This is a genomic window from Paenibacillus glufosinatiresistens (assembly GCF_031470375.1).
Lineage (GTDB): Bacteria > Bacillota > Bacilli > Paenibacillales > Paenibacillaceae > Paenibacillus_AQ > Paenibacillus_AQ glufosinatiresistens.
The window spans coordinates 80,140-104,666 of the sequence record NZ_JAVFHT010000009.1 but is presented as its reverse complement, the minus strand read 5'-3'; the positions used below and the strand labels follow the sequence as shown (position 1 = coordinate 104,666).

General features: G+C 57.8%; 20 protein-coding genes. 7 read left to right on the top strand and 13 right to left on the bottom strand.

What is annotated here, in order from left to right; all coding sequences use genetic code 11:
- The first annotated feature begins 155 nt into the window (after positions 1-155).
- A complete protein-coding gene (locus RBI05_RS11815) occupies positions 156-4,262 on the top strand; it encodes an S-layer homology domain-containing protein (protein ID WP_310551262.1) in 4,107 nt (1,368 codons plus the stop codon).
- A 71-nt stretch (positions 4,263-4,333) separates the two neighbouring features.
- Here the strand turns inward: RBI05_RS11815 and RBI05_RS11810 are convergent, their stop codons facing one another.
- From RBI05_RS11810 to RBI05_RS11800, 3 genes are all read right to left on the bottom strand, one after another.
- A complete protein-coding gene (locus RBI05_RS11810; RefSeq protein WP_150459570.1) occupies positions 4,334-4,663 on the bottom strand; it encodes a hypothetical protein in 330 nt (109 codons plus the stop codon).
- A gap of 101 nt (positions 4,664-4,764) precedes the next feature.
- Positions 4,765-5,853, bottom strand: a complete 1,089-nt coding sequence (locus RBI05_RS11805; RefSeq protein WP_310551261.1) for an acyltransferase family protein — start codon at positions 5,851-5,853, stop codon at positions 4,765-4,767.
- On the bottom strand, positions 5,846-7,591 hold the full coding sequence (locus tag RBI05_RS11800) for a class I adenylate-forming enzyme family protein (protein ID WP_310551260.1): 1,746 nt from the start codon (positions 7,589-7,591) through the stop codon (positions 5,846-5,848). The genes RBI05_RS11805 and RBI05_RS11800 overlap by 8 nt, the downstream gene beginning before the upstream one ends.
- A gap of 194 nt (positions 7,592-7,785) precedes the next feature.
- Between RBI05_RS11800 and RBI05_RS11795 the strand changes: the two genes are divergently transcribed.
- Positions 7,786-9,498 (top strand): ABC transporter ATP-binding protein, encoded by a 1,713-nt coding sequence (locus RBI05_RS11795; protein ID WP_310551259.1) that lies wholly within the window; start codon positions 7,786-7,788, stop codon positions 9,496-9,498.
- 111 nt (positions 9,499-9,609) lie between these two features.
- Here RBI05_RS11795 and RBI05_RS11790 read toward each other — a convergent pair whose 3' ends face one another.
- The 3 genes from RBI05_RS11790 to RBI05_RS11780 all read right to left on the bottom strand — a co-directional run bounded on the left by RBI05_RS11790 (position 9,610) and on the right by RBI05_RS11780 (position 12,787).
- Entirely contained in the window at positions 9,610-9,747 is a 138-nt protein-coding gene (locus RBI05_RS11790) for a paeninodin family lasso peptide (RefSeq protein WP_150459574.1), read from the bottom strand.
- Positions 9,748-9,896: 149 nt separating this feature from the next.
- Positions 9,897-10,805, bottom strand: a complete 909-nt coding sequence (locus RBI05_RS11785; RefSeq protein WP_310551258.1) for a hypothetical protein — start codon at positions 10,803-10,805, stop codon at positions 9,897-9,899.
- Complete coding sequence (locus RBI05_RS11780) at positions 10,802-12,787, bottom strand: asparagine synthase-related protein (RefSeq protein WP_310551257.1); 1,986 nt, start codon at positions 12,785-12,787, stop codon at positions 10,802-10,804. The genes RBI05_RS11785 and RBI05_RS11780 overlap by 4 nt, the downstream gene beginning before the upstream one ends.
- A 256-nt stretch (positions 12,788-13,043) precedes the next feature.
- On the opposite strand from RBI05_RS11780, the gene RBI05_RS11775 reads away from it, so the two are divergent.
- A complete protein-coding gene (locus tag RBI05_RS11775; RefSeq protein WP_310551284.1) occupies positions 13,044-14,582 on the top strand; it encodes an acyl-CoA synthetase in 1,539 nt (512 codons plus the stop codon).
- 174 nt (positions 14,583-14,756) lie between these two features.
- On the opposite strand, the gene RBI05_RS11770 is transcribed toward RBI05_RS11775, so the two are convergent.
- Both RBI05_RS11770 and RBI05_RS11765 read right to left on the bottom strand, forming a co-directional pair.
- Positions 14,757-15,344: a hypothetical protein gene (locus RBI05_RS11770; RefSeq protein ID WP_310551256.1), complete on the bottom strand. Its 588-nt coding sequence runs from the start codon at positions 15,342-15,344 to the stop codon at positions 14,757-14,759.
- Positions 15,345-15,367: 23 nt separating this feature from the next.
- Positions 15,368-17,263: a putative bifunctional diguanylate cyclase/phosphodiesterase gene (locus RBI05_RS11765; RefSeq protein ID WP_310551255.1), complete on the bottom strand. Its 1,896-nt coding sequence runs from the start codon at positions 17,261-17,263 to the stop codon at positions 15,368-15,370.
- 255 nt (positions 17,264-17,518) lie between these two features.
- Between RBI05_RS11765 and RBI05_RS11760 the strand changes: the two genes are divergently transcribed.
- Positions 17,519-18,304 carry a thermonuclease family protein gene (locus RBI05_RS11760; RefSeq protein WP_310551254.1) on the top strand — a complete coding sequence of 262 codons (786 nt, stop codon included), beginning with the start codon at positions 17,519-17,521 and terminating at the stop codon, positions 18,302-18,304.
- A gap of 84 nt (positions 18,305-18,388) precedes the next feature.
- On the opposite strand, the gene RBI05_RS11755 is transcribed toward RBI05_RS11760, so the two are convergent.
- The gene (locus RBI05_RS11755) at positions 18,389-19,261 is read right to left on the bottom strand and encodes an Abi family protein (protein ID WP_310551253.1); all 873 of its coding nucleotides are present in this window, start codon (positions 19,259-19,261) and stop codon (positions 18,389-18,391) included.
- A gap of 133 nt (positions 19,262-19,394) precedes the next feature.
- Positions 19,395-19,964 (bottom strand): GNAT family N-acetyltransferase, encoded by a 570-nt coding sequence (locus tag RBI05_RS11750; RefSeq protein ID WP_310551252.1) that lies wholly within the window; start codon positions 19,962-19,964, stop codon positions 19,395-19,397.
- Positions 19,965-20,127: 163 nt separating this feature from the next.
- On the opposite strand from RBI05_RS11750, the gene RBI05_RS11745 reads away from it, so the two are divergent.
- The gene (locus RBI05_RS11745; protein ID WP_310551251.1) at positions 20,128-20,625 is read left to right on the top strand and encodes an RrF2 family transcriptional regulator; all 498 of its coding nucleotides are present in this window, start codon (positions 20,128-20,130) and stop codon (positions 20,623-20,625) included.
- On the top strand, positions 20,622-21,614 hold the full coding sequence (locus tag RBI05_RS11740) for an LLM class flavin-dependent oxidoreductase (protein ID WP_310551250.1): 993 nt from the start codon (positions 20,622-20,624) through the stop codon (positions 21,612-21,614). Before RBI05_RS11745 ends, RBI05_RS11740 begins: the two co-directional genes overlap by 4 nt.
- Positions 21,615-21,693: 79 nt before the next feature.
- Here the strand turns inward: RBI05_RS11740 and RBI05_RS11735 are convergent, their stop codons facing one another.
- A complete protein-coding gene (locus RBI05_RS11735) occupies positions 21,694-22,419 on the bottom strand; it encodes an NPCBM/NEW2 domain-containing protein (RefSeq protein ID WP_310551249.1) in 726 nt (241 codons plus the stop codon).
- 183 nt (positions 22,420-22,602) lie between these two features.
- Here RBI05_RS11735 and RBI05_RS11730 point away from each other — a divergent pair, with 183 nt between their 5' ends.
- Entirely contained in the window at positions 22,603-22,869 is a 267-nt protein-coding gene (locus tag RBI05_RS11730; RefSeq protein ID WP_310551248.1) for an LLM class oxidoreductase, read from the top strand.
- 66 nt (positions 22,870-22,935) lie between these two features.
- Here the strand turns inward: RBI05_RS11730 and RBI05_RS11725 are convergent, their stop codons facing one another.
- Complete coding sequence (locus RBI05_RS11725) at positions 22,936-23,244, bottom strand: DUF2628 domain-containing protein (protein WP_310551247.1); 309 nt, start codon at positions 23,242-23,244, stop codon at positions 22,936-22,938.
- Positions 23,245-23,468: 224 nt separating this feature from the next.
- Complete coding sequence (locus tag RBI05_RS11720) at positions 23,469-24,365, bottom strand: SDR family oxidoreductase (protein ID WP_310551246.1); 897 nt, start codon at positions 24,363-24,365, stop codon at positions 23,469-23,471.
- Positions 24,366-24,527 lie beyond the last annotated feature (162 nt).

Below are 24,527 nucleotides of genomic sequence, written 5' to 3'. Positions count from 1 at the left end.
AAGGAAATAGATTCCTCAAAAAATAGGTCTTTAGTCCCCTGATAATGAATAATTGGACCTCATTCCTTCTCTCCAGCCCTTCGTTTCTTCTACCGATAAAGAAAGTGTAGAATTCGGTAGAAAAATCTGTATTTTTTAGAGAAGGGACTACAAGCATGAAAAAAATCATACTTGCCGCCTTATTATGGACCACTCCCCTCTTGGCGCAATTTCCCGAACCCGCTCAAGCGGCCGGACAGCCGTTCTTCAGCGATATTTCATCTACCTACTGGGCGCTGCCGGAAATCGAACGGCTTCATAACCAGAAGCTCATCGGCGGATATAGGGACGGCACCTTCCGTCCCGCGAACCTGATTACCCGGGCCGAGGCCGTCAAGCTGATCGTGCAAGCCGCCGACCTCCGCGCCGAGGCCGCAGGTCCGGCCCAGCCGTTGAAGGACGTGCCCGGCAGCTACTGGGCCTACTCCTATATCGAGGCTGCCCAGAAGAGTTCGATTATTACAGGATATGCCGACGGTTCATTTCGGCCTGGGGACACGCTTACCCGGGCGGACAGTGCGGTAATTATCGCCAGAGCCTTCCATCTTCCGGATTCGGGGGAACGGACCCCTACGCCCTCCGACGTCTCCGGCAGCCATTGGGCCGCCGAAGCTATCTCCAAGCTGGTCGCAAGCGGAATTGCCAACGGCGACGAGAACGGCAACTTTCAGCCCTCCAAGAAGGTAACGCGTTCCGAATTCGCCGCCCTTCTGGCCCGGACTTTATATAAAGAACTGAGAGTGAATGATACCGCAGCCGCCGAGCCTTCTGCGGCTCCGGCCTCCGCGGCCCCCGCGTCGCCTGAAGCGGAGGCCGGAGCCATCCCCGAAGCCTTGTTGGCAGGCGGTGGCGGTGGCTTCGCAGGGGGCGGAATGGCGGAGCCCATCGGCGGAGGCGCGTCCGGCGGCGGAGCCGTTGCCGTTCCGGCTCCGCCGGAGGCGGCAGCCAAGCCGCCCGTAGCGCCGACTCCCGCTCCGGCGCCGGCGCCTTCGGCCGCGTCTTCCCAGGCGCCGAGTCCCGTTCCAGCGCCTTCGCAGGCGGCTACCCAGGCGCCTTCCGCCGGTCCGACGCCGGCACCTTCTGCCGCGGCTTCCCAGGCGCCGACTCCCGCTCCGGCGCCTTCGCAGGCGGCTACCCAGGCGCCTTCCGCCGGTCCGACGCCGGTACCTTCGGCCGCGGCTTCCCAGGCGCCGACTCCCGCTCCAGCGCCTTCGCAGGCGGCTACCCAGGCGCCTTCCGCCGGTCCGACGCCGGCGCCTTCGGCCGCGGCTTCCCAGGCGCCGACTCCCGCTCCGGCACCTTCGCAGGCGGCTACCCAGGCGCCTTCCGCCGGTCCGACGCCGGCGCCTTCGGCTGCGGCTCCAACGGCACCGGCTGTTTCTTCGCCTGCGGCCGCGCCTTCCGCTTCGCCTTCCCAAGCGCCGGCGGCGGAGCCGATCAGCGTGAAGTGGACGGCAACAAGCAGCAGCATCACGCTCGAATGGAAGCTCGCAGATCAGGCTGCGGTCAAGGAAGTCCGTCTTTATCTGGACGGTATCCGGCAGGAACCGGAGCTTGCCGGTCCCGTCACCTTCCGGGGACTGGAACCCGCGACTTCTTACAGCCTTCAGGTGGTTGCGGTCGATCCGGCAGGCCAAGAGTCGCCGCCGGTTCGTGTGCAGGCGGCCACACTGGCCGACCAGCTGGCTCCCGCCGAAATCAGCGGCTTCGCGGCGGAAGCCAAGGATACCAGCCTTCGCCTGAGCTGGAGCAATCCGGCCGATGCCGATTTCAAGCAGGTTGAGATCTACGCGGGAACCGAGCTTCTGGGCATCTCTACCGACGGCGCTTTTACGGCGGCCGGTCTCAAGGCGGACCAGGAATACCGATATACGCTGCGGACGGTCGATAAATACGGCAACCGCTCCCCGGGATACGAGGCCTCCCTTCGCACGGCGAAGGCTGCGCCTCCCGATGCGCCCGAAGATCTTCAGGCTGCCGGAGGGCCCAGCCGGGTCACGCTGAACTGGTCGCCAAGCCCCGGCAAGGATGTGGCCGGTTATCGGGTTCTGCTTAACGGCAAGCCTGTGAACCAGGAGCCGTTGGCCGATACCCGTTATACCGTATCCGACCTTGATTTTGGCACCTCCTATACGTTTCAGGTGCAGGCTGTAGACAAGCAGGAGAACGTCTCGCAGCCCAGTTCCGAAGCTGTCGCCAAGCCGACCCATTATCTGATCGACCTCAAGCGGTGGGGCATCTACAACGACGGCACGCATCCGGCCGAGACGACAGCCGGAATCAACAGCGCGCTGTCCTGGGCGTATAAGCAGGGGATTACAGCCACCACACTGCCTTCGGGAACCTATCTGATCGACAAGAGCAGCCGAATCAAGATGGTCGGCAACATGCTCTTCGATCTCCCGGACGACGTTACTCTCCAGAAAGAGACCAACGGCGTCGAGCGCTACGATCTTATGTATATCGGATACGGGGCCAACAATGTTACACTCCGGGGCGGGACCTATATGGGCGACCGTCTCACCCATGACTATTCGGGACGCGACCCCTACAGTCCCGGCACCCATGAAGGCGGATACGGCATCTTCATCGAAGGGGCCGTCCATACAGTGGTCGAGAACGTCAAAGCCTTCAACTTCACCGGCGACGGTCTGATGCTCGGCGGTTACGGGGTTATGTTCAAAGATTTGTATGCTTCCAGCTTTGTGAGCGGCTCCATTAATGACAGCGGCCAGAGTGTAAGCGGAAGCCCGGGCCAGGTTCGCACGAAGGACCCGATTTACTTGAACAATGCGATCTTCAAGACCGAGAACACGTTCGAGCTCTCGAATATTACGAACCTGTCGAACAGCTTCCAGGTGTTCTTCTATAAAGCGGACGGAAGCTTCCTGAAGAAGCAGACGGCTTCCCCCCGCGAGACCATGACCCTTCCGGCCGGAGCCGCTTATGTCCATCTCGTCTTCGACAAAGTCGGGGCCGGGGATGCCTACGCCGAACTCTGGAACCGCTCCGTGACCAAGAATGCGGTCGTCCGCAATTCGGAGTTCGCTTTCAACCGGCGTCAGGGCATCACCGTAGGCGGTGCGGACCATGCGCTTATTCTCAACAATGTCCTGCATGATATCAAGGGCGTTGCTCCGCAGTCGGGCATCGACGTTGAGGGCGGATACGGCGAGAACGGCAGTCTCAATACGAACATAACGATCAAGAACAATGAGTTCTATAACAACGCTGCCTATGACGTCATTCTCTATGACGGCTACAATGCTACCGTAGAGGGCAATCATCTGGCATCCCGGGGAGTCATCGGCCTTGCCGTCTCCCAGACCTTCAAGAATGCCGACGTAACCGGCAACCATTTTGACGCCACCCGGCTTGTCGCCTACCACGATGCGCGGTTCACCAACAACCGGATGAATGACGCGTCCACGTTCCTGGAAGGGCCCGACATTGTTGTGGACGGCATGGATATGACGAACGCTACGCTTCAGACCAATGCCAAGGTTCCCTTCGGCGTAAAGGTCCGCAATGTCAATATTACGCTGACGAACAAAGCCAGCGGCGGCATGAGCGTCAACAACCAGCCAATCGAAGCTTCGAACATCACTATTACCGGCCAGCCTGCGCTGAGAAGCCTGACCGGCGGAGCAATCGGGAATAAATTCAGCAATCTGCGGATTCTGGATTACAATCCGGTCTACGGCCTCGCCCTTCCGCCGGGAACTTATACGAACTCGGTCTTCGAGCCGGCGGAGGGCAGCACCTTCGGCTCGGTTACCCTCTCCGCCGGAACTTATGTGTTCGACAAGAGCTCCTTCGGCACGAATCTGACGGGGAATACGGCACTCGCCGCCGACAATGACAATCTGGATCTGACCGTAACGAATTCCGTGTTCAATGTCAAAGGAGACTCCAGCGCCGTTACGCTACAGGGCGCGAAGAAGGTGGTCATGAGCAACAATGTCTTCAACGCCATGAATCTGAAACGAACCAATCTGGAAGTAGTCAAAGTCGGGAACTTCTTCAAGAAGGATGAGCCGTCCCGGGTTCTCGGCTTCAGCTTCACCGGCAATACCGTCAGCACCAATGTGGCGGGCATCGGACTCTCCACGCTCTATGCCGGCGCGGGAGCCCCCGCCTATCTCATTCAGAACAATATCTTCGACCACGCCTCCATGCTGCTCAAGGCCAATGACAGCCAGAGCGGCAACGTGCAGCGCTGAAACGCCAAAAAGCTGGATTCCTTTAACGGAACCCAGCTTTTTGATGCTCCGCATCTGCGGTTCAAGCCGAATCAATAGCAGTAGTACTTCTCCCAAATCTTATAGGAGTCGTTCTTGGTGTCTCCCCACCATCCATTTCCGCAGTTGTTGCCCTTCAGCCAATCCGACCAGTTGATTCCGCTTGGCTGTTGATTCTGGGGAGGGTTGTTGGCGGGAGGGGTGTCCTTGTGGAAGAGCGAACCAATGGCACCCAGCAGCGAGGACAAAAAAGACGTGGCGGTCGAGGATTGATAGGCCGCTGATTGACTCGGCGAAGCAGAGGCTGAAACCGGAAGCATAATGGAAGCCAGCAACAGCATGACCATCAGCGAACCGGACAACCGTTTCACCCTTTTCTTCATTCTTATCCGTTTTCCCCCAATCTGAACAAGTGATAGTTCTTTATAAAGAATATAATGGGAACAAAAGATTGTAAATAGCAAGCCGGGACCTTGGTCACAATTTATTTAGAGGCGGTTGCCCCTTGTCTGGGCCGCCTCCCATGTCTTCCGTTCCATCGGATCATAATCCAAGTCAGAAAAATGCATTCCAGAAGGGTCAATACGTAGTACCCTGCCGAAGACCCTATCCCCACCTGCGACGCCGTATCCCCCGTCATCCATACATTCAGCTGCATCAAGGGAATATGTCCGAAAAAGATGACCATCGTCCCGAGGTTCAGGGCCCGGTGACAATTCTCCAGCCGGCTGCTCCGAATCCGCAGCACCCCATAGAACAGGAGGACAGACATCGGCAGCATGCTTATCGACAGCGCATAGCTCTCCTTCCAGGGAATAAGAACCCCCAATAAGACGATCTCAATAAAGAACGATCCGAGTGCAGTATACAGCAGTCCGCTTCCCCTGCGGCCGGTAAATTTCGCTTCATGCTTCGCGAGCAGAGCGCCGAGACCGGTGAATGTCAGACCGTAGCCCAAATAGCGGGCGATCATCAGCACGGCATAGGGTCCGATGCCTGTCTCCAGAAAGGAGAACGGACCCCATACGGACTCAAGCAGCGCCCGAAGGCTGCCCTGGACGAGCTGTCCGGCCAGAAAGGACGCCGCGATGCAAGCGGCAATCGCCTTGCCCGACTGTCTGCGCATCAGCCAGAAAGCGGCGGCCGTTCCGAACAAAAGCGGAGGGATGAACCACAGCTGGACATAAGGACCGTTCAGAACGAACGCCACAGCCAGCATTTTAGCCTGAAGAAGCAGGTTGTGGAGACTGAATTCATGAATGAGCGGAGGCAGCAGGTACTGAAGGGCGAACATGGCCATGAAGAGCAGATACAGAAAGAGCAGCTTTCTTAGATAGGATCTCACATAAACCTTGGGCGAGCCGGACCGGTTCCAGCCCCGGTAGACCAGAAAGCCCGAAATCAGATAAAAGCAGGGCACCACGATTTTCAGGCCGTTAAAAAGATAATGAAGCTGCGAACCGGAACCGTTCATCGCTGTGCTTAGAACCTGCAACAGCACAATATGGGCGGCCAGCACAAGGAGGGAACCCGCTATTTTGAACAGTGTGATGCCTGGATAGTATTTACGCATGGACCGCCATCTCCTCCATCTGTTCCAGGACAAGCCGGCGAATGTCAGAGGCAGCCACTTTACCGGACGGCGACATCGGGAAATCGGTCATGAACAGAATGTGGCGGGGAATCTTGAAGGCAGAGAGATGGACGCTCAGCTCTTCCCGAACCGTCACTGCGCTGAGTTCCGCTTCGGAACAAGGAATAATGCAGGCGCAGACCTGTTCTCCGTACAATTCATCCGGTACGCCCAGCACAAAGGCATCTTCCACACCGGGCAGACGCAGCAGCGCGTTCTCAATCTCTGCCGGTGCAATCTTCTCCCCGCCGCGTGAGATGATCCGGTTAAGCCGGCCGCCGATCATCAGCAGATTGCCCGGACCGAACTTCCCGTAGTCTCCGGAGCGATACCAGCCGTCTTCTGTAAATTGCTCAGGACTCTCTTTCCAGTAGCGCATGACTTTATGGCTGCGAATCAATATCTCTCCTCGCTGATCAATCTTAACTTCAACTCCCTGCTCCAGCTTGCCTCCAAAACTGTAATCGCCGAGTTCCATCTCTCCCGGTTCGATTCTCCCTCCAAGGAAAGAGCGGCGGGAGAGCAGCCGATGCAGCAAATGCGACAGCGCTCCCGGGCGCTTATTGACAAAGCAGATCCCCGTAGCGACTATACCCGCTTCGGAGGAGCCGTAACTGAGCATCAGAAACAGCAGCCGCAAGCCCGAGTCGCGGTACACTTTATCCAGCAGCACTCTGTTCATGGGGGCCGAAGTAAAGGTGATCCCCCGGAGCGAGGACAGATCGAACTGGGCTCTCTTGGGCGAGGCCAGCATCTGCTGGACCATAAACGGCGTTCCTGCCAGCACCGTGCACCGCTCATGCTCAATAGCGGTCAGCGCCTGTACCGGATTGTAGTGCGACAGCATGACCATCCGCAAGCAGCAGGTCTGCAGCGAAATAAAGATGGCGCTGAATCCGCCTAAATGATACAGCGGGAGCAGGTTCAACACCGAGAAGCGTTTGGCGATGCGGTCCGTGAGGTAAGCGGAGAATTTACCCGATCGCCCGGTTTGGGAGGAGAAGCCCTCCTTGCCGATAAAAGAACGGGTGGAACGCAGAACTCCTTTCGGTTCGCCTGAAGTCCCGGAGGTATAAAGAAGAATCAGCGGGTCTTCATCCCGGACCGCCGCGCAAGCCGAATCCAGATCCAGGTCATTCACGGCGGCTCTGCGGTCCAACAGCTGGCTGTACGTTTCAAACCGGCCGGAACAATCAAACGAATTCTCCCCGGCGTCTACGCCCACTACAACAATCCGCTGCGGCAGCCAGGAGGGGTCCTCCCCGGCCGTCCCGGCTTCATCTACGATCTCCCGGAGCAGAGAAGGATAATGAATCCGGTGCCCTTCTGTCCCTGCCATCATCAGGACCGGCCTGGTTTGCCGGAGATATTCGCGGACTTCATCCTTTCTGGAATAGGCGTTGAGCGGAACGGCGACAGCGCCGATGCACGCGGCGGCGAACATCCCCAATATCATTTCCATGCGCCCCTGCATCAAGAGAGCGATTCGGTCTCCCTTCTGAACGCCAACCCCGAGAAAGGCTTTGGCCAATTGCCGGGTCTCTCGCCATAGCCCTAACCAGCTGTACGACTGTCCCCATTCGGGATAACAGTAAGCGGTATCTTTCGGAAAAGAGACGGCTCGGCCGTACAGCAGCGCCGGAATGGTATTCCGGTTGTAGCGGCGGGTGCTGCGCATTCTTTAATCCCCCTCGACACTTCTCATCAATTCGATATATTAAATTTATCACCAATTCCGTACTTAATAAAGAACAATCGTCTTCTTTCAAACGCATCCTCTCTCTTGATTTTTCAGCCAACTTTGATAGACTTCACCTAAAAGACTGTTCCTTACAGAGAACAACGCCTTTGGGCAGACTGGAGTAGCCATTCATGAACCGAATCAAACGCCTTGTGAATACCGATGCGTACCCTTGGCTTCGCGACGTCATGAAGGGGAAATGGGGCGCATTCTGGATCATCGCCATCCTTCAGATCATCATCTCGTCAAGCGGAGCGCTTCAGGCGATCTTCTCCAAGGAGCTGATCGACCGCTCCATTCATTCGGGATTCCGCCAGGGTCTTCCTTTTCTGCTGGCGTTCGCCTTTATCCTGGTCATGCAGATTGTGCTGAACGCCTTCCTCTCCCTGCGGGTGGTCCGGCTTCGGGAATCGCTGAACAACGACTTGCAACACAAGTTCATGCACCGGCTGTACCGGTCCGAATGGGGAGCGGCCAACCGGTATCACAGCGGCAATCTGCTGACTCATTTAACCAGCGACGTCAATTCGGTATCCGAGACCATTACCGTTACTGCGCCCGGCGTTCTCGCGCTGGTTGTGCAGTTCGCTACCGCGTTCGGCACGCTCCTGTTCTATGATGCGACGCTTGCCGTGTTCGCTTTTGTTCTGGGACCGGTCTCGGTCATTGCCAGCTGGTTCATCGGACGCAGGCTCAAGGCGCTGCAGCATCAGATCCAGAACGCGGAGGGCCAGTACCGCTCCCTGCTGCATGAATCGATTCAGAATCTGATGATCGTCAAAACGTTCGAGAACGAAGAGGACAGCCTGCGGCAGATCCGCCGTTCGCAGGACAACCGGCTGTACTGGATAATCCGCCGGAACCGCTTCAACGTTGCCGCCGACGTGACCCTCGGAAGCGGCTACCGCTTCGGCTTCTTCCTGGCCTTCATCTGGGGGGCCTACCGCGTCTCGAACGGCCAGGCCAGCTTCGGCATGTTCACGGCCTTTCTCCAGCTCGTCGGCCAGATTCAGGGGCCGCTGGAGGGACTGTCCCGGATGCTTCCGGGCGTCTTCGGAATGATTGCCTCGGCGGAGCGGCTTGTCGCTTTTCACCGGATCAAGCCCGAGAAGCGGACGGCAGCCGCAGCGCCTGAAGGGGAGGCCGGCCTCAGCATCGAGGGAGCCGCCTACAGCTACGTGACCGGGAAGCCGATTCTCCGGGATGTGAATGTGAAGATCCGGCCGGGAGAACTGGTCGCACTGGTCGGAACCTCCGGAGAAGGCAAAACCACCCTGCTTCGTCTGCTGTTGGCCCTCATGGAGCCGGATGCCGGACGCATCCTGCTGGAGAGCGGCAGCGGCGGACAACGGACGCTGTCCGCCGATACGCGCGCCTATTTCTCTTATGTGCCGCAAGGCAATACCCTCTTCTCGGGTTCGATTGCGGACAACCTTCGCATCGGCCGTCCCGACGCGACGCCCGAGCAGATGATGGACGCGCTGGAGGCGGCCTGCGCCAAGGAATTCGTCGAGCGGCTGCCGGAAGGAGTCGATACTCGGATCGGCGAGCACGGCAGCGGCCTGTCCGAAGGGCAGGCGCAGCGGATTGCCATCGCCCGCGCGCTGCTCCGTCCGGCTCCCATCCTTCTGCTGGACGAGGCCACCTCCGCTCTCGATATGGATACCGAGTGGAAGGTGCTGTGCAACATCCGGTCGCTCAAGCCCCGGCGGACTTGCATCGCCATTACCCACCGCCTGTCCGTATTCGATGTATGCGACGAGATTTACCGCCTCTCCGACGGGCGCCTCTACCGCCAGCAGCGGGAGGATGCCCTGAAGCATGCGGAATCCCAGGCGCTCTAGTCCCGGGAACGCCTGCGCGGCATCTGCCGCCTTCGGAGGCGGAACCTAAAAAAAGGAGCGTATGTGGATGTGCATCCACATACGCTCCTTTGCTGTCGTTGCTTCGAATCATTAGGAGAAGGAATAGAAGATGTTGCCTTTACCGTCAGCGAATTGAGCGTCAGGGTTAACCTTGATTTTGGTGCCGTACTCTGTGGCACTCACCTTCAGTTCTTCAACACGCGGTTTCTGCCAAGCTTTTTTCGTCATCCTTTTCACCTCCTAAATTTCGTATATTGCTCTCTCCGGCAGTTCTGCAATAGCAGCCTGGGAGTCAAGCAATATCGTTGTGCTTACGATACCTCATTTATTTCCAAAAATCAAGACAAATTGATCGTTATAAAGAACAGAGGGTTCGCTCACCCTTGATTGAGCTGTTCCTCGATGGCGCGGATCTGCTGTTCCACCGTAAATCCTGCCGCCGGGCGTTCCACTTTGTAGACGGACAGCCGGGACGCCAGACGGGCGCATTTCAGGAAATGCTCCCGCTCCCTTCCGAAGATGCCGACAATCTCGGGCCGGTAGACATTGTTCATCAGAATGGCTAGCTTGTCCGGCCCGGTTACCGGTGTTACGCGCACGTCGTCCCCCTCATGAACCGACAGTTGAAAGAGCGCATCCGCCCGTCTCGGCTCCGTAATGAAGAGCCCTTCCATCGGCACATGGTACTTGTCCCGGGAGCCCGGAATCCGCTCCAACCCTTCCGCGCTGCCAAAAAAATGCTCGGCGGTATCCCGCCACAGCTTCTGCCTCGGAAAAGCGGGGACAATCTCAAAAGAGCCGTCCCCCTTCTCCTCCAAGGCCGACACGTCGTCGGCCAGGAAGGAATAGCCGCGCCGGTTGAATGCGGCGGCAAGCGTCGATTTGCCGGCTCCCGATTCGCCGGTAAGGATGATGTGCTTGTCCCCGACCTGCAGCGCGCTTCCGTGAACCGGCAGCAGGCTCCGCTGCATCAGCAGCGCTCCCATGCAGGTTCCCAATACGAAGAGCAGATGCGAGTCCGTACCGTTCCGCTCGTCTTTCTCCACCAGAATCGAATCGCCGGTGACGAGGAAGCGGCCGATCTCCGGCACGCGAAAAGCAAAGCCGTCTTCGCCGATCCGGGCACAGGCCGGTTCCGTCTCGGGCCCGGGAATCTCGACGGGAAGCCGCCCTTCCCGAATCTGCACATCGGGTTCTCCCGAAGACGGCAAGAGACCGTCCAGCCGGATGGCGGAAGCAATGTTCAGACCAAATGCGCGATATTCATAACTGCTCGTAGGAATCATTCGGCTTCTTCCTTCCTGGGTGTATTGAACTTCTGAATGAACCTTGCCAGAATAATCGTAGTCAATGCCATGCGGGCAAACGAATCGTCCATCGGACCTGAACGGCCTTCCTCCAGCCGGAGCCCTGCCCGAAGACGTTCCTCTTCCACATACGGCAGGACCTCTCCTTCGTCCAGCGCCCTGCTAAGCTCCCGCAGCAGCGCCGGCTTGTCCGCCCCGAGGCGGAACAGCCAGTCGGCGCTCTGCACGCCCTTCGAATCCGTATTCAGCCGGATGGAATCGGGCAGCTTGCCTTCCATGGCCCGGCGAAGCAGCCGCCGGTCCTGTCCATTTTTGACATACTGGTCATAAGGAATGCCCATGCAGAACTCGTAGACGCGGCGGTCCCGCGAAGGATCGCGCACCGTAATCCGGGCTGCCAGCGACAGCTTCGTCTCGATCGCTCCGATGTGCGCCAGCGCGAGCAGGTCTGCTCTGCTCTTCTGATCCTCCCCGTAGTCGGGATAATCCTCGATCGGCGGCAGGTTCGCTTCCATCCGGTCCAAGCGGTCCGCCACCGACCACTTGGCCGCCAGGCTTCGGGATACCGGGACCTGCTCGTAGCGGTCAAAGCGGCGGAGCGCCTTGCGGTTCTTCCACGCCTTGAGCCGATAGGGAACCAGGACCGGGAGTGTGCGGAGCGCCACCTTACGGACCGGCACCCCTTTCTGCCGGCTGACCGCCCGCATCTCCCGCAGCAGGGACAGCCATCTGCCCTGGCGGAACAAGGTCTTCATATGAATCGGGAATACACCGTAGGAGATCGTTCCGTTGCCGGTCTGGCCGTTCAGCATCAGCGTGCAGCCCTTCCCGGAGGCCTCCCGCATGAAGGACAGCAGCCAGCCGCCGTTCTGAAAGATTTTGTAGGGGTGCTCCAGGGCAGCCAGCAATTCGTCGATACTGCTGAAGCTGCTCTCGCCCGGCAGACTGGAGAAATACGGCTCGATATTCGGATAGGCCCGAACGAGATCCATGACCTCCGGTGATTCATTATAGATCACGGTGCTGGGCTGCTGCTCCTTGAATTCCGCCAGCGGAACGGACGTATAGCCGTACAGCTTGCGGCCCTCGCGTTCCAGCAGCGGAGCGGCCACCGAGGCAATCGAACCGGAGTCCATTCCCCCGCTCAGAAAAATGCCCACTTCTCCCGCGCTTCTCAGACGGCAGGCCACCGCCTCCTCAAATATCCGGTTAAACGCTTCAACGTACTGCTGGTCGGCGGCATAGCGCACCGGCTTGATATCCCGCAGCGAATCCCAGTAACGAACCACCTCAAGCCGCCGGCCCTGGACGACGGCATAGTGCGCGGGCGGAAGCTGAAGAATGTGGCGGTATATTGTCTCTTCGCACTGGGTCTCATGCGGAATGCCCTCGATGGCCAGGAAATCCGCAATCCAGCGCTCATTCAGTTCCGGCTTGTATCCGCAGGTCCCCAGCAGGGGCCGTTCCAGCGTACAGAAAGCTATAAATTGCTCGCTGTGCGTATAGTATAAGCTCCGGGAGCCCATCGGGTCCCGGGCCAGAAACAGCCGGTCCGCCTTCTTGTCCCAAACGGCAAACGCATAGTCGCCGATAAGGTGGCGCACGCAGTCCGTTCCCCACTTCGCATAGGCTCTCAGAATCAGCTCGCTGTCGGGAGTCAGGAGCGCGTCGCCGGATGAAATACCGAACTGCTCCAGCAGTTCGCTGCGATTGTCGATAATCGCATCCGCCGTGATCGCGAGCGGCCGTCCGCCGATTTCGCGGCTGAACGGCAGACGCTCCCGTCTGGATTCGGGGGTATTGAAGACCAGCCCGCAGCTCATCCAGCCGCTTGGCCCTCCCCATTCTCCGGTTCGGTCAAACCTGTAGCCGTTCAGCCGGCTCCATATCTCCGCGCCGGCCTTGGCACATTCTACGCCGGACGCCCTCCCGAGCGCAAACATTCCGCTAATTGCCGCCATAATTCCCTCCATCGCTTGCGGTCCGCTCGCCGTTCGCAGACCTGTCCTTCTCATCGTACTTTATAAAGAACGAAGGTTCAACCCTTAGCCTCGGGGCCGGGGTTACATGAAATGTTCATACCTTTAGAACCTGGTACTAGAAGTTCGTGCTATAATAGCAACGTAACTGCGATTTTATACCTACGACTACGGGAGATGAATTCAATTGAATATAGAGCAATGGATTGCGCCGGAGCGCTATAATCTCACTTCAGAGATGGAACGCCATCCGGCCGGGCGAACGGCGCTGAAATGGCTGGGCGAGGACGGGACGCGCGAAGAGATCACCTACGGCGATCTGGTGAGCCGGGCCAACCGGCTGGCCGGCGGACTGGCGGAGCTGGGTCTGGCCAAAGGCGACCGCGTGCTGGTTATGGTTCCGCGGCGCATCACGGCCTATGTGGTCTATCTGGCCTGCCTCAAGCTCGGGCTGGCCGTTATTCCTTCTTCGGAAATGCTGCGCGCCAAGGATCTCTCCTACCGGCTGCGCCACTCCGAAGCCCGGGCCGTCATCTCCTGGTCCCGCGTCTGCGGCGAAGTGGACCGGATCGGCGACGATCTGCCGGCCCTTGCGCATCGCCTGACGATGCTCGATGACAGCGAGGAAGAGCCGGCTCCCGGCTGGACAGATCTGGCCTCATTGATGGAGGGGCAGCCCGCCGAACGGCCTGCCGTGGATACCCACCGGGACGATATGGCGATTCTCGCCTACACCTCCGGCACGACCGGCAATCCGAAGGCCGTCGTACACAGCCACGGCTGGGCCTATGCCCATCTGCGGATTACGACGCCGCAGTGGCTCGACATCCGCGAAGGCGATGTCGTCTGGGCCACCGCCGCGCCGGGATGGCAGAAGTGGATCTGGAGCCCGTTCCTTGCGGTGCTCGGCAACGGGGCGACCGGCTTCGTCTACAGCGGCACTTTCCAGCCGCACCGTTACCTCCAGCTGCTTCAGGACGGCGGCGTCGCCGTTCTCTGCTGCACGCCTACGGAATACCGGCTGATGGCCAAGCTCGACGGCCTCGGCCGCTACGATCTCTCGAAGCTGCGCTGCGCCGTCTCGGCCGGCGAGCCGCTGAACCGCGAGGTCATCGAGACCTTCCAGCGCGAATTCAATCTGACCATTCGCGACGGATACGGCCAGACCGAGAGCACGCTGCTGATCGGCACGCTGACGGACACTCCGGTGCGCGTAGGCTCCATGGGCAGAGCAATGGCTCCGGGACTCATCGAAGTCGTCGATGAGAACGGCGTTCCGCTTCCGGCCGGAGAAGTCGGAGACATTGCCGTGCATGTCTCCATGCCCGCCCTGTTCCACAATTACTACAAGGACCCTGAACGCAAAGCCGGAGCCACCCGCGGCGAGTTCTTCATCACCGGCGACCGGGCCGCGAAGGACGAGGACGGCTACTTCTGGTTCCAGGGCCGGGGCGACGATATTATTATCAGTTCCGGCTATACAATCGGACCGTTCGAAGTCGAAGAAGCGCTCATGAAGCATCCGAAGGTTCGGGAATGCGCCGTTGTAGCCAGTCCCGACGAGATTCGGGGCCATGTCGTCAAAGCCTTTGTAGTTCTCCGCCAGGCCGAGGACGCCTGCAGCGAGCTGGTCAAGGAGCTGCAGCAGCATGTCAAGGAGTGGACCGCGCCGTATAAATACCCGCGCCGGATTGAGTTCATTGAGGATCTTCCCAAGACCAGCTCCGGCAAAATCCGCCGCGTTGAGCTGCGCGAACGCGAGCGCTATAACGCTTGATCCCTTGCCGGGGTCCGGGCCGGTCCGGTCTGTCCCCGGCGCCTCTCTACTGAATCACAAAGAACCTGCCGCCTCTCCGGGCGGCAGGTTCTTTGCGATTCGGTATGACACGGTCTTGCTCCTGTAAGGCATGCCGAACTCCGTTGCCGCGAGTCGGCCTCAGGCTGCCGGCTGCTATTCCCCGAGCTCCTGCTCGGTCCAGTAAGGCGACTGCGGATTAAGCTCCGCCGCCACCTCGCCTTCGCGGATCAGATCGCTGTCGAGATAGCCCTCCTCATCGGCCGCATAGACGGATTCCCGGTAGAACGCGCACAGCGTCCGCAGGAACAGCTCCGGAGAATCGAACATGATCATCGGATCGCCGTAATCGGCCAAAACATCGCAGAGGCGCTCTGCGCCTTCCGAATCCCTCATCCAGCAAATATAGTCTCCCCCGTAGTTCGCAAGCACCGGCAGCAGCCTCTCGCCGCCTTCGACGCCTTTGTCCCGGAGCACAGCCGCCAAGGCTCTGCGTTCCGCCTCGTACTCGTCGATATGAATCAGCCGGTAGCCCGGCATAAATTCGATCAGCCGGGCTTCTTCCAGTCCGCTGTCCGTCCCCTTAACGGTTCCGTAGATCACGCGGAGCAGCTCCGGCGCATCCGGCACGCTGGCCTCCAGCTTCGCGGCCGCCTCCGGACCGCCCTGGCCCAGACTGGCGGTATAGCCGGGACGAAGCGACTCCGACAACGTTAAATATTCCTGAAGTAAAGATTGCAGCATGCTTAGGCCTCCCTGTCTGTATTCTAGCTTCTTGCCGATCCATCCGCTGAATGCCCGGTCCGGCCCAGCGTTACCAGCCGTTCGCTCAGTCCCTGCTGGCGAAGCAACTCTTCCATTTCGGCGGACGGAAGCGGCTTGTAATAATAATATCCCTGCACTTCGTCGCACCCGTGCTCGGTGACATAATCGAGCTGGGTGCGGGTCTCGACGCCCTCGGCAATGACGCCGAGGCCCATCGTCTTCGCCAGCACGATAATGCCCTTCGTAATGGCCCGGTCCTTCCGGCTCTCTTCCACGCCCTGCACGAACGGCATGGCGATCTTGATCCGGTCTACGTCGAGGCTGCGCAAATAGTTCAGCGAAGAATACTCGGTTCCAAAATCGTCGATGGATATGTATACGCCCAGTTCCTTCAGGCGGTTGATAGTGTCGATCGTATCCGTGCCCTTCATGACGACGCTCTCCGTAATCTCCAGTTCCAGATAGCGCGGTTCAAGACCCGAATCCCGCAGCGCAGCCTTGACCGTATCGACGATGCCCGGGTTCTGCAGTTGGCGAACGGAGAGATTGACTCCGATTCGTACCGGCGGAAGGCCGGCGTCCTGCCAGGCTTTGTTGCGCTCGCAGGCGGTGCGCAGCACCCATTCCCCAATGGGAAGAATCAGCCCGGTCTGCTCGGCCACCGGGATGAACAGTCCCGGCGGAATCATTCCTTTCTCGGGATGGCGCCATCGGATCAGCGCTTCCAGGCCGACGACCGCTCCGGTTCCGCAGCATACCTGAGGCTGGTAGAACAATTCCAGCTCGTTGCGCTCCTGGGCGCGCAGAAGCTGTCTCATCATTCCGACCGTCACTTCCACCTTGCTGCGCAGTGCCGGCGTGCATTCGGCGATCTGGTTCTTGCCGCGGTTCTTGGCCTCGTACATCGCAATTTCGGCGTTCTTGGTCAGCTGCGCGGCCGTGACTCCATCCTCGGGATAGACCGTTACCCCGACACTGGCTGTGACCTCAATCTCCTGATCGTCAATCTGAAAAGGCGTGCGGAAGCACTGGAGCAGCGCTTCATAGCGCTCCTTCATCCGCTCGGGCTCCAGCTCCAGCAGCACGAGAAACACGTCGCCCCCCATGCGGGCGACCATTTCGGCGCCTTGCACGGTGCCGACGAGTCGCTTGGACGCCTCCAGCAGCAGCCGATCGCCTTTGTCATGTCCCAATGTATCGTTGATCAGCTTGAATTCATCCACATCCAACAGCACCACGGCAGCCCCCTGGCGCCGGGACGCGTCTTGGGCCAGCCGCTCCTCCAGTATGCGACTGAACTGGACCAGATTCGGCAGGCCGGTCAGATGGTCCCGGTAGGCCAGCTTCTCGATCTGCCGAAGCTGCTCGTGATTCTCTCTTAGCCGCTCAGTATAACTTTTATTGACAAAATACGCCGAAATAATTCCGGCAACAAAAAAGGCGATCCGCCCCAAATGATCGGCGCCGTTGATCTCGACCGTAAGCTTCGGCTGTACCGCCCACATCAGGATCTGGGTTGTCAGGATCGACAGACTCAGCAGGGCGAAGATTCCCCGATTCGTCACCACCATCATCAGAATCAGAAAGAGGAACGGGAATGCCCAGATCGTAACACCCGCGCAGTCGGCGAACCGGAGCGTGATAATCGGGATGGAGAGCGCAATGATAATGCCGACAAGCACGGTTCTGGACCGCAGACCGGAATAGAAGATTCCCATAATCAAGGTTCCCAGCAGAATCAGAATGCCGCTGTTGAGCAGTACGGCGTGAAGGGGGCCATCTTTCAAATGATACTGAAGAACATAATTGATCGCCGCTCCGGCGATGAATGACAGCCCAATCAGATAAATCGCCACAGAACGAATCCGGTGATTTAAAATATGAATACGATTGTACATGTGACGATCCCTGATCCCTTCTCCAATACCAGCCAAGTTATTCTTTCCCATTCATCATACCGCAATTTGTAAAGATAGGGAATGAATAAAGCCGAACTTCGGACCTAGAATCCACCATAATTCGTTAAAATGTCAGGCTTTGTTTAGAACTTTTGTCGAATATTGTCTTGCATTTTCGCACTTACACTTCAGTAAAAACCCTGACTATGCTACCATAGGAACATTCGATCCCCTGTTACGGAAAGGAGATTTCCATTGTCTCGCACGCTTCGTATTCTTCTTCCCTGTCTGCTGCTCGCCGCGCTGGCCGTCTTCTGGCTAAGCCGTCCGGAGACGGGCGGACCCGACCCGCTTCGGGCCACTGTCGTGGCGGTAACCGACGGCGACACCTTTACGGCCGAGATGGCTGACGGCTCCCGCGAGAAAATCCGGCTGCTCCTGGTCGATACGCCCGAGACGAAGCATCCGACCAAGCCGGTGCAGCCCTTCGGGCCGGAAGCCAGCGCCTATACGGCAGGCAAGCTGAAGAACGCACAGGTCCGGCTTGAATTCGACGCCGCCGAACGCGACCGCTACGGCCGCCTGCTCGCTTACGTCTACCTCCAGGACGGGAGCATGCTCAACGAGCTGCTCCTGACCGAAGGACTGGCCCGCGTTGCCGTATACCCGCCCAACGTCAAGTACGTGGATGAATTCCGCCGCCTCCAGGACCGCGCCCGGTCGCAGCGGCGGGGCATCTGGAGCATGGAGGACTATGCGACGGACCGCGGCTTCGACGAGAGCGAAGCCGGCCGTAATCCGGCAACCGAAGCGGCCGAGCCCCAGCAATCGGCAGCACCGAAACAGACAGCCGCGCCGGGCAAGGCCGGTTCGTCCCGGCCATCAGCCGCAGACCGCTCCCCTTCCGCTTCGTCCGCCCGAACAGTGACCTATGCGAACTGCGATGCCGTCCGCGCCGCTGGCGCCGCTCCGCTCCGGCGCGGAGAGCCCGGCTATTCGCGCAGGCTGGACCGCGACGGGGACGGGGTAGCCTGTCAGTAATAATAATGTTTCCACATCATTAGAGCGGCACAGCTAGTCAATCACAGAAAAGGCAACGTCCTCTTGTAAAGAGAACGTTGCCTTTTAATTTCTTAGCAGTGACTCCCAGTTATCAGGAAAACCAATATGAGCGAGATGAATGTCTTCATTGAATCTATGGATCAATGCTTCCAAATGTGTAATAAAATTTGTCCACTGATCGTAATCCAAGGTAAGCTGCTTTAATACAAGAATGGGTGCAAAGATACGAGCTGAATCAAGTCCTAAGCGTCTCGTTTGGGAATCTAACTTCGGTCTGCTAGTCAAAGGCCTATTGTATAATCTCCCATAATGAGCACAGATATTGCGTATAACTGACAGACACTTCAGCCAGCTCTCTATGTAATCAAAAGGGATTTGATAGTATTCCTTGGAAATTCGATTTTTATCAACATTCTTCATATTTGCAAACAGCTTGGACAAATCCCCAAAGGATAGAACCTCAACAGCTACCCACACAGGAATGACCCCATTATATTTGCAAAGATGATGTTTGATAAAAATCTCATTCGAACGTCGATACTCTTTATCTAGTTTCTCCAAAAACTTACTATGAAAAAACTCATCCTTAAAATGACATGCCTCCAGATGACCCAGAGAACCATAAGTATGACTGATAGAGTAGGATATATGAGTGCGAAAGGCAATTTCAACTTGTTCGATTAAGCCCATCAGCAGATAGCGAAGTTGACGATCAAATTCATAGAGAGAGCAAATACGAGAAAACGTTGTACCTTCGATATAATGATCATCCTTCTTAAACTCAAGTGCATAAGCTGTTAAGCGATAGTAATTAATTTTCTCGAGCATCTGCAAGGCCAACTGATCGTTACTGATGACTATTCCTCGTGTTCTTAAAATCTGTAATTGCTCTTTAAAAGTCGCTGGAGGTTTAACGGAAACTTTTTCAGGGGGCATCTGTTTAGTCTCCTTAAAAATAAAAAGGCCCACCGTGGTACGCATTATTAAGAGGCGTGGTGGGATCTGTTAGGTTCAGTTTAACAGATATCCATCTTTTGTCAATGGTGCTTTTGGAAATCGCGGCAATCTCTCATCCCCCGGTTCCGATCCAGAACCGCCGGATAACGTTCCCGTCCTCCTCGGTATAATCCTCGTCCCGCTCCCCGCCGCAGCGGCGAATCGTCCGCTCCGACGGAAGATTGTCCCGGTCGCAGACCACAAGACATCGGGGAATGCCCCGTTCGCGGGCCTGTTCCAGCGCCAGAGCAAGCTGAACGGCCGCATATCCCCGTCCCCGCTGCGAGGGACGAATTCCGTAGCCGATATGTCCGCCGCTCTGAAGCAGCCACTCATTCAGCTCATGGCGAAGATTGACGGCTCCCAGAATCCTCCTTGTTCGGCCAACCAGCCAAAAGGTGCTGGAAGGGACCCAATTCTCCGGAAGTCCTTCCCGTTTCTCCATTCCTTCCAGGAACAAAAGATACGCTTCAAAATCAACGGGGTCACGGTCGACCACCCAAGGGACAATCGTCTCGCCGCTCTCCTTCCATTCCCGGTAGAAGTCCAGATAAGCTTCCCGGTATTCCCCGGACGGACGTACCAGCCGCAGCGGTTCCTCTCCGTCCCCTCTCCTCCGTTCAGGGCCTTCTCTCCTCTCCAATCCCAATCCCTCCTCTATATTCTAATGCTTCATTTATTCGACTTTCATTCGCTCAATTCCTCGCCTGTCCCCTTGCTGGAATAACTGCCGCGCTCTTGTTATACTAGTAACGTGGATAATAATTATCCGGGTTGTACAGATTATAGAGCAAGAAGGTGATGTTATGCAGATGAAGACCGGAGTCGAACAGGCCGTCTATGCACTGCTGCTGCTGAGCCTGCTGCCGGATAAAGCCGTGCTGCCCGGGGAAGCCATCGGCTCCCGGCTCGGCGGTTCTCCTACCTATATGCAAAAGCTGCTGCGCCGGCTGGTAGACGCCGGGCTGGTCCAATCCTCGCCCGGCGCCAAGGGCGGCTTCCGCCTGAAGCGGGAACCGCATTCGATTACTGTCTACGACGTCTATCTGGCGGTGGAAGGCCGCCAGTCGCTTTTTGCCCCGCGCGGCACCCTGGAGGACATGCTGGAGCGGCCCCGCAAGGAGGGCTGCAGCTGCCGGCTGTCTGGCCTGATGGACGAGGCCGAAGCCTCCTGGCGCTCCATTCTGGGACGGGAAACGATCGCCTCTCTGGCCGACTCCATGTGCGGCGGCGAATATATGGAAGAAATGAACGGCCTGCGGCTGTGGGTCAACAATACAAGCCGAAAGGATGAAATCGCATGAGAATCAGTATACTGGATCAAGCCCCTATTCCGCAGGGCAGCACGTCAACCGACGCGCTGCGCCATTCGGTCGAATTGGCTCGGCTCGGGGACGAGCTGGGCTATCACCGGATCTGGCTGGCCGAGCATCACAACGGCCGCTCTCTCGCCAGCTCGGCCCCCGAAGTGACCGCCGCCTATCTGGCGGCCAAGACGGAGCGCATCCGCATCGGCACCGGCGGCGTCATGATTATGCACTATTCGCCGCTGAAGCTGGCCGAGGTGTTCAAGACCTTGAGCGCCCTGGCTCCGGGGCGGATCGACTTCGGGGCCGGACGCGCTCCCGGCGGCGACCCGATCGCCACCCAGGCGCTGGCCGAAGGACGGCCCTATGTGCACAGCGACCTGTACGACAAGCTGGATGTCACGCTTCAGCTTATCAACGACCGCAAACCGAACCACCCGGCCTACTCCCGCGTGGTCGCCGCGCCTGCCGAAGTGACGCTTCCCGAAGCCTGGCTGCTCGGCTCCAGCGGCAACAGCGCTATTCGCGCCGGAAGGCTCGGCGTCGGCTATTCGTTCGCCCAATTCTTCAACGGAGAATTGTCCCGGGATATTCTCGAAGCGTACCGCTCGAACTTCGAGCCTTCCTATTTCATGGAGAAGCCGGCGGTCAGCGTCTCCTATGCGGTTACCGTTGCCGGGACGAAGGAAGAAGCCGAATGGCTGGCCGGACCGATTGACTTGTCCCGGCTGTTCCTGATGAAGGGCAGACTCAGCCAGACGTTGTCTCCGCAGGAAGCGCAGGATTATCCGCTGACGGAGATGGACCGGGCCATGATCGCCCATAACCGGAGGCTGCATCTGGTCGGCACACCCCGCGAGATTGCCGAGCAACTCCGGCAGGGGCAGGAACTGTACGGTTTTGACGAAATCATGATCAACAGCAACCAGTTCGACCAAGAGGCCCGGCTAAATGTGTACCGACTGCTGGCGAAAGAGCTGTTGTAACGGGCCTTTCTCATAGAACAAGCGGACAACCAGGCTTAACGCCCGGTTGTCCGCTTGTCTGCTTCCTGTCTTTTGGCTGCTAGAACAGCTTGGCGTCTGCCAGAACGAGATCCAGCTGCTCCGCTTCGTCTTTAGCGGTCTCGAATACAATCTGAAGCTTAAGCACACCCGTCAGCTCCACGTTGATTTCTTTGGCTAAATCCCCGCCTTTGAGACTCTCACTCCGGTACAACTCCACGCCGTCTCCATAGATGGCAATGGTCCCTTGATTGTCGGAGTTCTTCGTATAATCATCTACCCCGACAAGGGCATTCAGCCGCTTATACTTGCCGTTCAGATTATAATCGATAGAATTCCGGAAGTCCTTGCCGTTGTAAGGCGCGTCGAGGATAGAGCCGACTCCGTGAAGAAACTTCTGGTCCGCAATCGTGAACTTCAACCCACTCGGATTTGTCCAATTCTTGAAGTAAATTTCTCCTTTGGAGTTATCGCCATCCATCCGGGCGTATGAAATTTCATCCAAGTATTTGAACGCGCCCTGCTTGGCGCCGATCCAAGCGGTTTTGGTCTTCCCGTCGTACGAGAAGCTCTCTCCCATGCCTTGGGCTACATTCTTAACGGGGGCGTACAGTTGTCCGTTATATACAATGGATTGCGCAGTCTGCTTATGCACACCGTCAAACATAAATTTCACATTCTCCATCACCACGCTCAGTTTGACGTTAGTTGCGGCATAAGCCGATCCACCGGTGAGCAGCGCTCCGGCCACTACCCCAATACATAGCCCTTTCAGTTTGTCCTTCACCTTATCCCCAGCCTTCTCTCATCTATGTATTTGCATCCTCTCCTACTTTGGACGCATGACTTTTATATCGGACGCGGACGGATTAATTTAACAGGTCTTGAATCTTTGGTTCCCTGTCCGCCGACAGGCTGACAGGCACTTCCCCGCGGGGCCGCTTCCGAATGGCTGGCCGGACCGATTGACTTGTCCCGGTTGTTCCTGATGAAGGGCAGACTCAGCCAGACGTTGTCTCCGCAGGAAGCGCAGGATTATCCGCTGACGGAGATGGACCGGGCCATGATCGCCCATAACCGGAGGCTGCATCTGGTCGGCACACCCCGCGAGATTGCCGAGCAACTCCGGCAGGGGCAGGAACTGTACGGTTTTGACGAAATCATGATCAACAGCAACCAGTTCGACCAAGAGGCCCGGCTAAATGTGTACCGGCTGTTGGCGAAAGAGCTGTTGTAACGCAAGGAATTAGCAAAAGCGGACATCCGCCCGAAAGGGGAGACGTCCGCTTTTTATTTAAAAAACTTAGGCTGCAATGATGCCCCGTTCCTGGAGAAGGTACTTCGCCATGTCGTCGGCAGGCACGTACCCTTTCTCCAGAAGTTCTTTCAAATAGATCTTATTGTAGAAGAACGAGAAGATCAGGCTCGGAATCCAGGTGCCCCACCCAAGCGTGAAGACGCCTGTCACTACGGCAAAAATGAACATAATCGCTGCCCATTTCAGATCACCCCGGATCAATGCCGGAATAAAACCGAAGAAGAATGTCGTCCAGCTGAACCCAATCTTAGCCGTCTTGAGCACCCCTACGCTGTTCTTCAATTGAATATACATGCACAATCGCTCCTGTTCTATATATGTAAGACCAGTTTCCTATTTCGAAATACCCGGCCCCCACATTCCTTATATTACCTTATACCTGTTCATATGGGCGCACATTCCTTGGAAATTAAGTGAAGATTTCGGGACAAAAAGACAAAAGAAGCCCCAACTCCCGTTATATGGGAGCTGGGGCTTCTTGAAAGCTGAACGAGCGGCGGATGAACCAGCCGCTTGGCTTACGGCGTAGGCGTACCGCCGTTCGCATTCAGCGTCTCGCCGCTGACATAGCTCGATTCGGCGCTTGCCAGGAACACATAGGCCGGCGCCATCTCGGCGGGCTGGCCGGGACGGCCGAGCGGCGTCTGTTCGCCGAACTTCGGCAGCGCCTCCGGCGGCTGGCCGCCGGCAACCTGGAGCGGCGTCCATACCGGCCCCGGGGCCACCACGTTCACACGGATGCCCTTGTCGGCGACCTGCTGGGCCAGCGCCTTGCTGAATGTGTTGATTGCGCTCTTGGTCGTTGCATAATCGAGCAGTCCCGGCGACGGCTTGTACGCCTGGATCGACGAGGTGTTGATAATCGTGCTCCCCGGCTTCATATGCTTGATGGCCGCCTTGCAGAGCCAGAACATCGAATAGACGTTCGTTCTGAATGTCGCATCGAACTGCTCCGTGGTCAGATCTTCGATGTTCTCGACGAACACCTGCTTGCCCGCTATATTCGCGAGCAGATCCAGTTCGCCGAGTTCCTTCACCGCCGTCTCCACCAACTGCTCGCAGTAAGCCTCATCCTTGAGATCGCCCGGAACGGCAATCGCCTTCCGGCCGGCGGCCTTGATCAGCTCGATAACCTCCTTGGCATCAGCTTCCTCCTCCGGCATGTAGGAGAGGACCAGGTCTGCGCCTTCGCGGGCATAAGCAATGGCTACCGCCCGGCCGATGCCGCTGTCGGCGCCGGTGACGATGGCTTTGCGCCCGGCCAGGCGGCCGGTGCCGCGGTAGCTCTGCTCGCCGGCGTCGGGCTTCGGCGCCATTTCCGTCTCCAGTCCCGGACTCGGCTGCTGCTGCTTCATCCGGGGACTGGCCTTCGGGTATTGGGTAACCGGGTTCTGAAGCGTATATTGATCGATCATGTACGTAACCTCCTCTTGATAAGCTGGACTCTTCATTACTGTAACCCGTATGCCCTGCCTTCAAACGGCGCGGAGCCTCCCCCTTCCGACCTACATTTTGTAATATCGTTTGGCTGCGCTTTCGCGTCAGTGTGGTATAATCTCCATAGTTTGTCGATTGGA